Source organism: Arthrobacter sp. Bz4 (assembly GCF_003075455.1).
Classification (GTDB): domain Bacteria; phylum Actinomycetota; class Actinomycetes; order Actinomycetales; family Micrococcaceae; genus Arthrobacter_D.
Genome location: NZ_QDAE01000005.1, coordinates 80235 through 95265 on the forward strand (window position 1 = coordinate 80235; position 15031 = coordinate 95265).

Consider the following 15031-nt stretch of genomic DNA (forward strand, 5'->3'; position numbering starts at 1 on the left):
ATCTCGTCAGCCGATCACTGCCGGCGCATGCGCCATGGTTGTTGGCAGGCTGACAGTGAACTTTGTGCCGGTTCCCAGCGAGCTGGAGCAATGAATGGTGCCGCCGTGGCCTTCGACGATTGCCTTGGTGATGGCCAGGCCCAAACCGACCCCGGGGATCGCCGACTCCCTTGCGCTGTGGGCGCGAAAAAACCGACCGTAAATCAGGGCTGTCTCGTCCGGCGTCATGCCTATTCCACAGTCCTCGACTTCCAGCAAAACCCTTCCCTCTCCCGCATGTGCCCGGATGGTGACGGCTCCGCCGTCGGGCGAGTACTTAATGGCGTTTGAGAGCAGGTTATCTACTACCTGGCCCATCCTCATTGGATCGGCGATGGCCCAGAGGCATTGAGGTACCTCCGAAACGAGTGTGATTCCGGCGTTGGTCGCATGTGTTCGGGCTGACCGTATCCGGGAGGTCAGGAGGGCCGTCAGTTCGGTCGGCTTGGCGTGCAGGCTGATCGAAGCGGAGGCTGCAGACAGGAGGTCCGAAACCAGGATGGAGAGGCGTTCAGCGTTCCGTCTGGCGATGGACAGGGACTCGCGGGTCTGCGGGGTCAGGAGGTTCGGGGACTCGAGTACCAGGTCGAGATGGCCGAGAATGGAGGTGAGTGGCGTGCTGAACTCGTGCGTGACATTGGCGACGAAGTCCTCCTTCACCGTCAGGGCCTTCACCAGATCGGTAACGTCCGTGAAGACGACGACGGAGCCGGTAAACTCGCCGTCTCCACCAGTCATCGGCCGTGCTGCTGTGGACACCGCCCGTTGGCAGTCCCCTTCGCCCAACCAGAGAAGGTTATTGGAGAACGATTCCCCCTCGGCGGCCCGGCGAATGGGGTGCAGCGATTCGGGTAGGGGAGTTGATCCCTTGCTTCGGAAGAACCGGATGTCCCCGTCGTAGTCCTGGGAAGACGCTCCCTGCTGGAACAGTTGCTGCTGCCGGTTGGACAGCAAGGTGTTTCCTCCCGTATCGACGGCGACGACGCCGACGTCGACGGTGTCGAGGATGGCAGCGAGAAGTCTTTCGCGATCACCACTCTGTGTCTCAAGGGCCAACACCTCATCAGCCTTTTGCTGCAACTCCAGCCGTTGCATCCGCATCTGGAGCGTGAGGACCCTCATGACGAGGAAAAGGGCCAGCGTCATGGTGGGGAGCAACAGGGTGTCCACCAAGGATGCATAGGTGGTGGTGGAGTCCAGTAGATAGGGGAAAAGCACAATAAGGTAGGGCCCAACGAAGCTGACTACCGCGGATAGCAGCGGCATCAGACCGGACGCAGCGAGCCAGACGACCGGGAACGCCGCTAGCGCGCCAAGGCCAGGGACGATGTCGACGGCGCCGTTCCGGCAGAGCAGAATTGCGACGAAATCAAGGATGGGGATGACAAGCAATGCCCCCGTCGGTAGGCGCCCCCACGGAATCAGGAAACACGCCGCGAAGAGTGCAATAGTCAGGAATAGTCCTGCGACGAAGAGCCCGTTCAGCAGTAAATCCGGATTCAATAACGGTGCGGTGGCGGCGATAATTACGACCGCAATCGTCAGGGGCAATTGGTGCGTCGCAGCCCTCCGTCGGGAGTTGAAGCCCCCCTCAAACCGTCCGAATCCAGGCAGCCACAAGCGCTCAGGCGTAGCCGAGTTTCCGGAATCATGGCGAGAGTATTCGGTTGTCGGCTTCCCCGGGCCGTCGTAACGCATGCGCCTATTATGTCCCAACAATAGGCTTTGCCCACCCTTGCACCGGAAATCTCGCAAATTGATACTCAGTCGATACGGGCGCCGGATTGAAACCAAGCAGGCTCCGCGGCAAAGAGTATGCTGGGGGACCGAACGGAAGTATTGTGAAATGCGGGGGGACGTATCCTTTACAGCCCAATGGCCTAGCGGTCAGACGAGCCGAGAATAGGGAATGATATGAGCGATCCCGGAGTTGCAGTGGTCATCGAAGACGATGCCGATGTGCGTAATCTGGTTGATGCTGTTCTCACTCAATCTGGATTTGAGGTTCACTCGGCAGGCTCCGGCCGGGCAGGTGTCGAGCTGGTCGGCAAACATAACGCGACCATTGTGACCCTCGATGTGGGACTTCCGGATATTGACGGGTACGAGGTACTCCGCAGGATCCGGCAGTCAAGCAATTGCTACGTTCTGATGCTGACGGCGAGAACCGACGAATTGGATACCCTGACCGCACTGCAATCGGGTGCCGATGATTTCATCACCAAACCTTTCCGCCCACGGGAACTCCGGGCCCGGATAGCCGCCATGCTCCGCAGGCCACGGAACCCCGATGCATCCGGTGAGGGCAGCGCTCCTCCTCCCGATGAGGGCGAGCCGGGGGTGCTGCTGCACAATGGGCTGGCGCTCAACCACGAAACGCGGACCGCAACGTTGGGCGGAAACAAACTCAGCCTCACACGCAGCGAGTTCGATTTGCTGCACGATCTCCTTCGAAGCGGCGGATCAGTCCGTACCAAAGCGAATCTGGTCCGGGTTGTCAGGGGGCACCACTACCGGGACGACGCCTATATCAGTGATGCCGACGAGCGGGCGGTTGAGGTCCATATGGGCAACCTCCGCCGCAAGCTGGGTGAGGATACGCGCGAACCAAGATGGCTGTTGACCGTCCGCGGGGTGGGCTACAGGTTGGCACCGAAACGGACCTGATCCAGCGGCCAGAGTTCGTCTTACCCGAGAACAGATTCGGAGCAGAGAGCCAGTTCGCGGATCGTTTGAATGCCACACGCTTCCACGATCGGAAGGATGTCGGCGGCTTTGATCGGGTCGTTGAGTTGGATTGACTCTTCCAGGGCGGACGCCAGGCTGGCAAGCCGCGCCGCCCCGACCATCATTGAGCTAGTCCGGACGCTCAGCACCGCTTCCATGGCGGCCGCGTGGTCACGACGGGAAACGGTGTCCGCCAGCCGGATAAACCTCTCATCCCAAACATGGATGAAGTCGAGGATAAATGCCTTGACCGCCGACGGGTTTTCGAGTTGATCTGCAAGGGCCATTAGGGTGTCTTGATCGATGAGGGGAACACGGTCCTGTGGAGAAAGTATCAGGGGCAGCACTGAGCGATTGGTGCGGTACATTCCGCCACCGTGTAAACCGTCCTCACCGCTTTAAGCACGGCGCAATTTGCAGGGATCATTTACCGAGGGTACTTTGACAGGCTTTAGTTCGGTCGATAGTTTGGGTTACCCTGCGCAAAAGCTGCGTTATTCCTTTGCATGGTCCGTTCATGGTAGGCCCGGCCGATCGTTGGCATAGGCTGTGATGATGACCACGTACCGACCCTCGGTCCCGGCCGACGGCAATCCCGCGCAGCGCCCGCGGGCAGGATTGCGTGAAACCCTTGACGCGCTCCCGGTTGCGGTGGGGCTACTCGATGCGGATGGGGTGATCTCAGCCGTGAATCGGGAATGGGAGCGTTTCTCTCAGCCCTTCGCCGGGATCGCAGCTCCGGTCGCCGGGGTCTCCTACCTGAGGGAATGTGTTGCGGCGGCAGCGCAGGGTGACAGCGCCGCTGTTGAAGTTTCAGCTGGTCTCCACGCTGTCCTGAGCGGAGACCATCAAAACCTCGCGCTTGAGTACCCGTCTCAGGGCGGTGAACGCTGGATTCGCACGCGCATCTGCAAGAGTGACGGCGGCGGTCTGGTGGTCACCCACATCGACATCACGTCGCAGCGAGTCGCGCAGCAGGAAAGCTCCTTCCAGGCATCGCTGCTCGACGCCGTCGGGCAATCAGTTGTCGCCATTGATTTACAGGGGCGGATTACCTACTGGAACGACGCCTCGGTCCAGATGCTGGGGTGGAGCGCGGGGGATGCGGTTGGCCGACACTTCGCGGATCTCGCCCTGTTCGACAATGGCTCCAGAGCGACCGCGATTATTGCCCAGGTATCGTCGGGGAAGCCGTGGTCTGGCGAGCATTGGACCAAACACAGAAACGGTCGCCGTCTGTCCGTCTACTCAACAATCACCCCGCTGTATGACAAAGCAGGGCAGGTAATCGCGGTAATCGATGTCTCCACGGACACGACCGAATCGAATCGTGCCCAGGCCGAGATGAGTCGGCTGTCGAGTCTGGTCGAATTTTCGAACGATGCGATTAACGGTGCAACCCTCGATGGGATTATCACCAGTTGGAATGCCGGAGCTGAACGCATCTACGGCTATTCGCCGGAGGAGGCGATTGGCCGTAGCGTACTGATGCTCTCACCCGAGGAACGTACCGGTCCGGATGAGGAGCTGCGTGACAAGCTTCGGCGGGGGGAGCCGGTGATCGGCCAGCTGGTTCGGGGGATGCGAAAAGACGGATCCCTGTTGGACATTTCGCTCACACTCTCCCCGATGTACGACGAGCAGGGACAATTGGTCGGTTCATCGGCGGTCGCCCGTGATGTCTCCGAGATCAACAGGCTCCGCGCCGCTTCCGAACTGGAGCGGGACCGGCTGGCAGCTGCCCAGGAAATGGCCCACGTTGGGTCCGTGGAGTGGGATGCCCTTGCCGACCGGGTCTGGCGGTCTGATGAATATTGCAGGATCCATGGACTCCCGGTTACGGCGGAGGGCTCGCGTGGGCCACTGTTGAGTGCGGTGCACCCGGAGGATCGCGACCGTATTGCCCTGCTGTGGAAAGACTTGATGGACCACGGCACGTCAGTCGATTTCACCTACCGTGTGGGGGACCCGGACGGAGACGTGCGATGGGTTTACGCTCGGGCGATTCTTGAGCGGGACGACGACGGCCGGCCGGTCAAGATGCTGGGGACAGCCCTGGACATCACGGAGCGAAAGCTGGGGGAACAGGCGCTTGAACGCCTTGCGTTCCGGGATCCGCTGACCGGCTTGGCGAACCGGGCGCTGCTCACGGAGAGCATTCAGGAGGCTCTGGCCGAGTGCACGCTGAGAGCCTCACACGTTGGAGTGCTCTTCCTCGACGTGGACCGTTTCAAGGTCATCAACGACGGCCTGGGCCACGCTGCAGGGGATAGCCTTCTGGTCCAGCTGTCGTCCCGGTTGCTGGCTGCTGTTCGACCAGAGGACACCCTGGCCCGTTTTGCTGGCGATGAGTTCGTCATTGTCTGCGCGGACATGACTGAGGACAGCGCGAAAAGACTGGCTCACCGGATCCGCGCAGCAGTGCAAATACCGTTCGAGCTCCTGGACCGGGAAGTGTTCGTGGATGTCAGTATCGGCATCGCCATCTCCTCGGCCGATGACACCCCGGAATCATTGCTGCACAATTCCGATGCCGCGATGTATCGGGCCAAGGTGAGCGGTAGGAACAAAGCAATCGTTTTCGACGAGGCAATGCACCGGCGAGCAGCGCTGCGGCTGGCCGTCGAAACGGAGCTGCCCCGTGCCATCGAGCGCGACCAATTGCAGGTTCACTACCAACCGGTGATTGATGTGGCGAACGGTAAACCAGTCGGATTTGAAGCCCTGGTGAGATGGCAGCACCCGGAGCACGGTCTGATTGGGCCTGATGCGTTCATTCCGGTCGCTGAAGAAACCGGTCAGATTGTGCCGATCGGGTTATGGGTGCTCAACCGGGCTCTCCAGCAGATGAAGTGGTGGAAGGCGAACCTGCCCGGTGCGGAAAAATGGCGGATGGCTGTGAATCTTTCGGCGCGGCAACTGCAGGACGCAGGCCTTCACTCAGCAGTGGGCACCGCCATTCGGACGGCAGGGATTGAACCGTCGGCAGTGATCCTGGAAATCACCGAATCTGTCCTGATGGGCGACGCCGACCAGTCACTAAAAACGCTGACCAAACTCCGCAGCCTTGGGATTGGCATTGCGGTTGATGACTTTGGCACTGGCTACTCCTCATTGAGTTATCTCAGACGCTTTCCCGTCACATCATTGAAAATTGACCGGTCATTCATTGACGGTCTGGGTGGTAGCGACGTGCACGCTGGCCCGATTGTGGAAGCCATTGCCGCGATGGGGCAGGCTCTGGGTCTACGGGTAGTGGCTGAAGGAGTGGAAACCGCTGAGCAACTGGACGAGCTGTCCCGGATGCAGGTGCACATTGCGCAAGGGTACCTGTGGTCGCCGGCTTTGCCGGCGGACCAGGTGCCCGCGTGGTTCGCTGCGCACCAGGGGCAGTAAGGATAACGGCAAGTCAGATCGATTCTGACAAAGCTGGGCTCAACTTACCCAACCGTCTCAAAGACGTTTATTGCTGCGGGCCCGAGTAGCACCATAAACAGCACGGGCAGGATGCAGACCATCAGCGGGAACAGTACCTTGACGGGGATCTGCATGGCCTTCTCCTCAGCACGTTGTCTGCGCTTCAATCTCATTTCGCTCGCTTGAACTCGGAGGACGCTTGAGATTGAAATGCCGTAACGGTCTGCTTGCACTATCGCATTCACAAAACGTCGAAGGTCCGGCGCCTTAGTTCTAGCCAGTAGGGCCATATACGCGTCACGTCGTCCCATACCTAGCTGCATATCTTGAAGGGTGCGTACCAGTTCGGCGGCCAGAGGCCCCTTACCGTTTTGTCCCGCTCGCGCCATAGCTGAATCGAATCCCAATCCAGCCTCAACTGCGATGGTCATTTGATCGAGCGTGTCAGGAAGCTCAAGGGCGATAGCAGCCTGACGTTCAGTTCCTTTGCTGTAGACAAGAAGATCTGGTACGAAATAGGCAACGGCGGTCAGAGCGACAGCCAGAAGCATACTTTTGGGGCCGGGCATGTTGCCAACATAAAGGAAGCTTAGAAGAACGGCAGCCGTGCCGAGCGCGATTTTCGCGGTTACCAGACGTCTTAGGGGCCATTTCGGGGGGCGCCCCGCGAGGGCCAACTGACGGTCGAGCGTGGCTACCAGTCGATCGGGCGTGAACTTCCCTGCAATCTCCTCAAACCGGCCGCTCGACCGTTTCTTTGCCTTGGCCTCTGCGGCGATTCCACGACGTAGGTTTTCTTGGATCGCTTTTTTATGGGGTGTGCGCTGACCGAAGAGGGACCAACCGAGCAACGGTAGGGCTGCGGCGATCGCCATGATTCCGAGCCAAGTGGTGAGTGGCATTCCGTTCTTCTTCCTCGTTCAGACTTCAGAATTTGAAGGAGACAACTTTTTTCATCCACAGTCCGCCCACTAGAAGGAGGACGGCTGAGACTCCCATGATGAAGTACCCGATTGTGTTCTGAAAAAGGGGATTCATGTAGCCCGGGCTGACCACCATAAGGATCCCCGCCATTGCGAATGGAAGTCCCATAAGAATGTACGCGGATAGCTTGCCCTCTGCGCTGAGTGATTCGACCTGACGACGGATCTGATTTCGTTCCCTGATGGTCTGCCCCACCTGATCAAGAACTGTCGCAAGATTCCCTCCCACTTCGCGGTGGATTGCGATTGCTTGAGCTACCCAAGAGAAGTCCTCCGACTGCATTCTCAGCGCTGCATCATCCAAGGCTTCGCCCAGGTCCCGACCCAACCGGGTTTCATTAATGATCCTGGTGAACTCCTCGGTCGTTGGTGACTCCGAATCAACCGAGACTGCATCTATTGCGCGCAGCAGGCTATGCCCTGCCCTCAGTCCGCCAGCCAGGAGCTGCAGAGTGTCATCTAATTGATCAGCAAACTGTTTCCGACGGCGTGCCGTGAGTAAACCGAGGCCAACCTTGACCAGAACTGGCACGGAGACCGCGAACATAATCCCGATGAAAGGACCAGAAAGGATCAATCCGACGCATGCGGCTAGTACAGCACCCACCCCTGTGAGCACCACGAAGTCGGCGGGGCGTAACTTCAATCCCGCGTCTTCCAGCTTTCCCGCGATACCTGCCATGAGATTACGGCTCTTAAGGAGGCTGTCTACTACACCTGTCGTCAGCGAGGCCAGTTGCGTTAGCTGAACCGATGAAGGCGTGGCAGTAGTCCTGGTGCGATTGAGGGTATTTCGTGGTTTGCGGGGGATGATGACAAGGAATATTGCTGAGGCGATAGCCGCGAAACACGCAATTATCCCGAGGAGAAGTTGTGTGATTGGGGGCTCCGGAGTCATCGGTCGCCTCTGCCGTTAAGGGGTGAGCCAAATACGCTTGGGGAGAGCTCGATTCCCAGATCCCGGAACTTGTCGGTGAACTTTGGTCGGACCCCGGTCGCCACCGGCTTGCCGAGGAAACGGCCGTTCGAATCGACTCCAGCGCTGTAGTCAAACACGAAAGCATCCTGCAGAGTCACTATTTCACCCTCCATCCCCTGTACTTCAGTTACATGAGTCACGCGTCTTGTCCCATCACGCAACCGGGTCAGCTGAACTATTACATCGACCGCAGCGGCAATCTGTTCGCGTACCGCGCGCAGGGGCAGATCCATGCCCGCCATCAGGACAAGTGTTTCCAGTCGGGCAATCGCATCACGGGGGGAGTTGGAGTGCACGGTCGACAGTGAGCCATCATGACCGGTGTTCATCGCCTGGAGCATGTCCAGCGTTTCGCCGCCTCGGACCTCGCCCACCACAATACGATCCGGGCGCATTCTCAATGAGTTGCGGACCAGATCGCGGATAGTTATTTCGCCCTTGCCCTCAATGTTGGTGGGTCTGCTCTCCAAACGCACCACGTGGTCCTGTTGCAGTTGCAACTCAACCGCATCCTCAATCGTGACGATTCGTTCTCCTTCGGGGATGAATGATGAAAGGACGTTCAGAAGGGTGGTCTTGCCGGTACCGGTGCCCCCCGAAACGATGATGTTAAGTCGTGCCTTGACACATGCGTCAAGCAGTTCAGCCATGTCTGGTGATAGAGTCCCGAAGCCGATCAGGTCGTGAACCTGAAACGGATCTGTAGCAAACTTGCGGATGGTCAGGGACGATCCATTGACGGCCAGGGGAGGAATCACCGCGTTGACTCGGGAACCATCGGCGAGACGTGCATCCACCAGAGGTGACGATTCATCAATCCGGCGTCCCACCCGGGATACGATGCGTTCAATTACCTTACGGAGGTGTTCCTCCGAGGCAAACCGCACTCCGCTGCGGGTCAGCTTTCCATTGTGTTCTACGTAGATCATGTTCGGTCCGTTGACCATGATCTCGGTGACGTTCTCATCGTCAAGCAGATGCTGCAGCGGACCGTAGCCCAGCACATCATCGCTGACCCCACGGATGAGCCGTTGCCGTTCCTCCTTGGAGAGCGGAACCTCTTCCTCCTCGACTACCTGAGTGAGTTCCTCTTGGACCAAGGCATGGAGTTGTTCTTCGGTTAGAGCAGAGTCAAGCAGTCTGTTTCCTAGCCGTTCGAACAGAATGCTTCCCGCTCGGTCTTTCAGCTTAGCGAGTGCGTCGCGAGCGGGGGCTGGTTGCTGCGCGGATGGCTTGCTCTGCCGGGAAGGTTGGCTAGCTGACTTCGTGGGCGTTGCTGGTTCCACGGCGGGGCGTGAAGGTGTCGGCCGGTCCTGCTCTGGCGCGGGAACCACGGACGGTCCAGCTGGTCGCCGGGCTGCCTCAAGACGCTCAGCGAGGTTCATGACTTACCACCTCGATGACGTCCCTTGCCTTTCGTGCTGACGATAACGGGCGGCGCGAATCGGAGGAGTAGCTTTCGCAAGGCTTTTGAAGCGGGATCGCGTTTCTTACCCTGCAAAAGGGGAGATCCTTGATTCGTTGAAATCCGGACTGGGCGAGATGAAGGAATGACAATGTCCACCTTGGTTCCGAGAGTGGTCTCGACATCGGCCAAGGTTAATCCGTCTCGCTGGTCTGCGCTGTTCAGCACAATGTGACGGGTAATCGGTGTCAGTCCCAACTCCCGCAGCACATCAAGTTCCTTCTTCAGTCCCCGAACGCTGGGAACGTCCATCCCGCTGACGAAAACGTAGTCGGTCGCCTTATCCAGCGCCGCCAACGTGTGGTCTGAGAGGCCCGGCGACGTATCGACAATCACGAAGCGATACTGGCTGGCAAGCTGATCCAGCAAATGAGACACGTCTTCGCCGGATACCTGATCGGCGGAGTCGGGTAGGTCTGGGGCGCAGAGGGCGAACAACCCGGTCGGATGAGCGCTCAGGAATGACTTCAACACCATGGTGTCGCGTCTGGCGGGCCCGTGAACGGCATCCGTCACCGAGTGGTCAGGACTGATCGACAGAGCGCTGGCGACGTCCCCAAACTGCAGGTCGAGGTCGACAAGGACCGTGGCATGGGGTGCATTAGCAGCGAGTCCCACGGCAAGGTTGCTCGCCACTGTAGTTTTGCCGGCTCCGCCCTTGGGAGACACCACGGCTATTACTCGACCGTTGGCTGATCCACTAGTCTCACCGGAAGACAAGCTCGCGGCACGGCGCCGGATCGCGGCACTGCGCGTTGCCCGATGAAGGAGCACACTCAGGTCCGCGACGTCAGCTTCGGGTTCTACCACGTCCCGGATTCCGGCTCGCATGGCGCTCAGGACGACTGAGGGGGAGGGTGTTGTAGCCAGCAGCACACTCACCTCGGGATGCTGCACTTCAAACTCGTCGGCGAGGAGCAGAGCGTCGTCGAGAGCTACTCCAGGCCCGAGGACTAGGACATCGAGAAGGCGGGGGTCAGGAAGTTGGTCGACCAGTTCCTGAGCGCCGGATGGAAAACTGGAACCAAGCCAGGCATGAATTTCGCCCTCGAGGGCGCCAGACGCGGCGTCCTGAAGCCTCTGTTGGAAGTCAGGCGCTGTGGTCACGATCGCGTAGCGACTCATTCGTAAATCTCGTCTTTTGTAACGGGGCGAGTGCCGTCCTCAATTGCTCCGGCAGGTTCTTTGGAGAGCCAGATCGTCCCAAATTCTTGACCGTAGATAATTTTCTCGGCATCCGGTGCGGTCCGGGCCAACGTCACGAGGACGCTGCCCTGCGGTAGTGGGTTAGACGACGGCGCGTTTGTCTCTTCAGTTGGCTCAGCGAGGCCTTGAATGCTTGTAATCAGAACCTTATGCAAAGTCAGATGGGTAACAGGAAGCTCTACGCCGACCTCGGGGGCCAATGAAATGAAAACTCCAACAGTGTCGCCTGGCTCCAGTTGTCCGCCTACCACTCGCTGAGGCTCCAGAAGAATAGTGAGCTCTTGCATTCCTTCTGGCACTTCAACTGTATTTTCATCTTCCAGCTCCGCCGGGTCAACGAACCTGGTGCCTATCACTTGCTCACCGGAAACTAGCTCTACGCTGGTCACCTGCCCGGCTACTTCATTCAGATTGGTTATAGCGTCAGTCGGAACGACCTTGGTGGGTACTTCTTCCTCCGAGACGAAATCGACCAGATTCTCGGCGACCGTCCCCTCTGGAATGGTCAGCCCGTCGCGGACCACCAATACCGTCTGGGTCTCTGTGCCCGCAAGGGCACGCTGTTCGGCGGAACTGACGTATTGCACGAGCAGGACGGTACCCACTATGGCCAACAGGACAGCTGCGATCGCCCCAATGATTCGGCTCTTCACTATGTATCTCCTACTGGCTCAGCGTTACGAAGAAGGCGTTCAACTCTTCGCCGCCAAGTTCTTCTACGCCAAACGATTCCAGGTCCTCGAGAGACACTAGGGTAATGAACTTTCCTTTAATTCCTGCACAATTACTGCAGCCCGGTTCATTTACCTGTGGACTGGAACTCGGCCAGTTGTGATTGGTGACGTGAAATGCGGCGAACCCGTCAATCACATACTCGACATTGCTACCATTGCCTGATTTGTCGACGTAGACCGGCAATAGAATCGTTTTTCCGGAGATGTCACAGTTGTGGGGAGCAGATTTACCAGGTTGACCAGGAATGATTTCGTCAACATCGACCGTAGCGCTGCAGCTTTTTTTCTCGGTCTCTTCTAGCCAACCGAACGCGCCGGGGAGGGTATTTCCGGCCGTGTCCGTGCAGGTGGAGTCGACGGTTATCCAGGTTTCCTGCTCGGACGGCGTTTGGTCGAAGAGACATTTTGGGGCAGTGAAGGGAAAGACTGTCGCTTTTGAAGGGCTGCCCCACGAAGCTCGCGCGGTGGCGGAAACTTCGGAGGAATCGATACCCAAAATGGGTGCAAACCAGAACTGGACGGCTGAGTCACCGTCGGACGTCAGGGTGGTGGTTCGAACGGTGACCGAATTTGCAACGGCTAGATCTACAGTTGCACTGGACAATTCGTCGTTGGCGTTCGGTACGCCGGATGAGAACCGCCGCTGGATAGAAAGTAGCATTAGCAACTCGTTGAATACGGGTGCTTTTCTTATCCTGCGTAAACCCTGCGCAGAGGCTGTGATTCCGGTCCTAACCCTGCGGGAACTTGGCAGCATCTCGCTGATCTGGAGGGTCGGTGGCTCAGATCAGGTGTAATGCAAACTGATCAATTTCCCATCGATGCTCTGAACATCGATTGGAGTCTCATAGATGGCAGAAAGCACCTCGGGCCGCATGATGGTCTCAACCGGGCCCTGGTGAATGATCCTTCCGCCAGCCACGGCGATGATCTCGTCCGAATAGACCGAGGCGAAATTGATGTCGTGCATGACCAGCACCACCCGCTTGCCCAGGTCATCGGCGGCCCGGCGCAGCAGGCGCATGATTTCCACCGCATGCCGTAGATCCAGGTTGTTCAGCGGTTCATCGAGAAGGACATAGTCGGTGTCCTGCGCCAGCACCATCGCGATGAACGCCCGTTGTCGCTGCCCACCCGACAACTCGTCCAGGAAGCGAAACTGAAGTTCCGTCAGATCGAGGTAGCGCAGGGCCTCGTCAATCCGTTTCTTGTCATCATTGGTGAGGCGCCCCCGGGAGTGGGGGTAGCGTCCGAAAGCCACGAGTTCGCCCACTGTCAGGCGTGCAGTGAGGTGGTTGTCCTGATGCAGCATGGCAATCTTTTTCGCCAGGACCCTGCCCGACGTCGTCGTGATGTCCAGCCCATCAATGTCGACGGTGCCGTGATCCATCGACAACAGTCGTCCAACGATCGAGAGCAGCGTCGACTTGCCGGCGCCGTTGGGGCCAATGATTGACGTGACCCCAATCCGGCCGAGGTCCAGATCGACGCCGTCGACCACTGCCTGCGAGCCGTAGCTTTTTGTTACCCCTCGTAACGTGATCATCGGGGTCCCTTTCTGATCAGGAGAATGACGAACAAGATTCCGCCAGCAAACTCGATGATGATGCCCAGCGCCGTATTGAAGCCGAAGACCTGCTCGAGAATGAGCTGACCACCAACAAGAGCGATGATGCCCAGCAGGACCGTCCCGGGCAGCACCACGCGGTGCCGGCTGGTTCCGGTGAGGGCATACGCGAGGTTGGCGACGATCAGCCCGAAGAAGGTAATCGGCCCGACCAACGCGGTGGACACCGAAACCAGGACCGCAATGAGGACCAACACGGTCATCACGGTTCGTCGGTGGTTGACGCCCAAACCTATTGAGTGGTTCTCGCCCAGTGCCAGGACGTCGAAGACTGGGAGCAGCCGCGCTCCGACCACCAGACAGATCAGAACCGCTACCGCCGAGATGACAATGAGGTCCTCGTTCACCGCGTTGAAGCTTGCGAAAAATGAGTCCTGCAGCACGGCGAACGCCGCTGGGTCGAGCATCCGCTGGATGAATCCGGAGATGCTCCGAAAGAGCACCCCTAGGATGATCCCCACCAGGATCATCAGATGCAGGCTGCGGCGTGCCCCGAAGAACAGCCAGCGAAAGAGGAGGGTAGAGAACAGGACCATCGCGCCCACCTCGAGAACCCACTTCAGCCGGTCATCGACTGTCGCGAGGGTCAGGGCACCGAAGCTGAAGACAATCACCGTCTGGATCAGCACATACAACGCATCGAAGCCCATGATGGATGGGGTCAAGATCCGGTTGTTGGTGACGGTCTGGAAGAGGACTGTTGAGACGCCGACGGCAATGGCCACGAGCGTCATGGCTACGACTTTTCGCGCGCGGAACGGCACTGCAAAATCCCAGCTGCCAACGATTCCCACGGTGAGGAAGCAGACGATGCACCCGAGAGCCAGCAGACCCAGGACGGCGAGCACTGCTGTTGGTCGATCGGGCCGCCAACTCCGGCGCGCTCCCGGAGGCGAAGCTATCAATTCAGTGGGCACGGCCGGGACTCCTCAAGAGCAGGAAAAGGAAGATCGCAGCTCCCACCACGCCGACGACAACGCCCAGCGGTATCTCGTAGGGGAAACGCACCAGACGGCCGATCATGTCGCAAACGAGGACGAAGCCGGCTCCCAGGACCGCGACCCAGGGCATCGAGTTCCGGACGTTGTCTCCCATCATCAGGCTCACAACGTTGGGTACCACCAGCCCCAGAAAAGGAATGACGCCGGCCGTCACGACGACGACGGCGCTGACAACCGACACGATCACCAGACCAAAGATCAGCAGGCGCCCGTAGTTGAGTCCAGCGTTGTTGGTGAACTGCTGGCCCAACCCCGCGACGGTGAATCGGTTGGCTGCCAGGTAGGCAATGACAGTCATGGCGAAGGCAACCCAGAGGAGCTCGTACCGGCCCCTGAGGATTCCCGAAAAGTCACCGGTCATCCACACGCCGAGGGTCTGCAGCAGGTCAAGGCGGTAGGCGTAGAAGGTGGTCACCGCACCGATGATCCCGCCCAGCATGATGCCGACAAGAGGGACCAGCACGATCGACCGGACCGGAATGCGCCGCAGGATCAACAGGAAAAGGGATGTTCCGGCAAGGGCGAACAGCGCGGCCACCAGCATTTTCCCCATCAGGGAAACCTCTGGCAGGAAGACTGTTGCGACCAGCAATCCCAGGGCAGCTGATTCGGCAGTGCCGGTGGTGCTGGGCTCGACGAACTTGTTGCGCACCAGCATCTGCATGATGAGACCGACCACCGATAGGGAAATGCCGGTCAGAACCAGTGCGATGGTCCGTGGCACCCGGCTGGCGAGGAGCAGGAATGCTGCCTCACTATCGGCGCCGCCCCGTAGCAGGCTCGCCGGGGTGACGTCGCTGACGCCGATGAAGGTGCTGCCGATCGCCAGCGCCACGACGGCCACCCCGGCAAG

At 59.0% G+C, this 15031-nt stretch carries 13 protein-coding genes; 2 read left to right on the forward strand and 11 right to left on the reverse strand.

Annotated elements, in window-relative coordinates:
• Positions 1-6: 6 nt before the first annotated feature.
• The gene (locus tag DDA93_RS06060) at positions 7-1590 is read right to left on the reverse strand and encodes a PAS domain-containing sensor histidine kinase (RefSeq protein ID WP_243400536.1); all 1584 of its coding nucleotides are present in this window, start codon (positions 1588-1590) and stop codon (positions 7-9) included.
• Between the two features lie 363 nt (positions 1591-1953).
• On the opposite strand from DDA93_RS06060, the gene DDA93_RS06065 reads away from it, so the two are divergent.
• Positions 1954-2706 (forward strand): response regulator transcription factor, encoded by a 753-nt coding sequence (locus tag DDA93_RS06065; protein WP_024475606.1) that lies wholly within the window; start codon positions 1954-1956, stop codon positions 2704-2706.
• A gap of 20 nt (positions 2707-2726) precedes the next feature.
• Here DDA93_RS06065 and DDA93_RS06070 read toward each other — a convergent pair whose 3' ends face one another.
• Entirely contained in the window at positions 2727-3134 is a 408-nt protein-coding gene (locus DDA93_RS06070) for an Hpt domain-containing protein (RefSeq protein WP_116778291.1), read from the reverse strand.
• Between the two features lie 187 nt (positions 3135-3321).
• On the opposite strand from DDA93_RS06070, the gene DDA93_RS06075 reads away from it, so the two are divergent.
• Positions 3322-6162, forward strand: a complete 2841-nt coding sequence (locus DDA93_RS06075; protein ID WP_165802584.1) for an EAL domain-containing protein — start codon at positions 3322-3324, stop codon at positions 6160-6162.
• Between the two features lie 44 nt (positions 6163-6206).
• Here the strand turns inward: DDA93_RS06075 and DDA93_RS06080 are convergent, their stop codons facing one another.
• The 9 genes from DDA93_RS06080 to DDA93_RS06120 form a co-directional block, all read right to left on the reverse strand.
• Positions 6207-7085 (reverse strand): type II secretion system F family protein, encoded by an 879-nt coding sequence (locus DDA93_RS06080; RefSeq protein ID WP_116778293.1) that lies wholly within the window; start codon positions 7083-7085, stop codon positions 6207-6209.
• A 25-nt stretch (positions 7086-7110) separates the two neighbouring features.
• On the reverse strand, positions 7111-8064 hold the full coding sequence (locus DDA93_RS06085) for a type II secretion system F family protein (RefSeq protein ID WP_116778294.1): 954 nt from the start codon (positions 8062-8064) through the stop codon (positions 7111-7113).
• The gene (locus DDA93_RS06090; RefSeq protein ID WP_116778295.1) at positions 8061-9530 is read right to left on the reverse strand and encodes an ATPase, T2SS/T4P/T4SS family; all 1470 of its coding nucleotides are present in this window, start codon (positions 9528-9530) and stop codon (positions 8061-8063) included. The genes DDA93_RS06085 and DDA93_RS06090 overlap by 4 nt, the downstream gene beginning before the upstream one ends.
• On the reverse strand, positions 9527-10735 hold the full coding sequence (locus DDA93_RS06095; RefSeq protein WP_116778296.1) for an AAA family ATPase: 1209 nt from the start codon (positions 10733-10735) through the stop codon (positions 9527-9529). The genes DDA93_RS06090 and DDA93_RS06095 overlap by 4 nt, the downstream gene beginning before the upstream one ends.
• Entirely contained in the window at positions 10732-11469 is a 738-nt protein-coding gene (locus DDA93_RS06100; RefSeq protein WP_116778297.1) for an RcpC/CpaB family pilus assembly protein, read from the reverse strand. Before DDA93_RS06100 ends, DDA93_RS06095 begins: the two co-directional genes overlap by 4 nt.
• Positions 11470-11479: 10 nt before the next feature.
• Positions 11480-12211 (reverse strand): hypothetical protein, encoded by a 732-nt coding sequence (locus tag DDA93_RS06105; RefSeq protein ID WP_116778298.1) that lies wholly within the window; start codon positions 12209-12211, stop codon positions 11480-11482.
• 126 nt (positions 12212-12337) lie between these two features.
• Positions 12338-13096 carry an ATP-binding cassette domain-containing protein gene (locus tag DDA93_RS06110; protein WP_116778299.1) on the reverse strand — a complete coding sequence of 253 codons (759 nt, stop codon included), beginning with the start codon at positions 13094-13096 and terminating at the stop codon, positions 12338-12340.
• Complete coding sequence (locus DDA93_RS06115; RefSeq protein WP_243400537.1) at positions 13093-14094, reverse strand: iron chelate uptake ABC transporter family permease subunit; 1002 nt, start codon at positions 14092-14094, stop codon at positions 13093-13095. The genes DDA93_RS06110 and DDA93_RS06115 overlap by 4 nt, the downstream gene beginning before the upstream one ends.
• Positions 14084-15013, reverse strand: coding sequence for an iron chelate uptake ABC transporter family permease subunit (locus DDA93_RS06120; RefSeq protein ID WP_207771316.1), 930 nt, complete (start codon positions 15011-15013; stop codon positions 14084-14086). Before DDA93_RS06120 ends, DDA93_RS06115 begins: the two co-directional genes overlap by 11 nt.
• Positions 15014-15031: the final 18 nt, after the last annotated feature.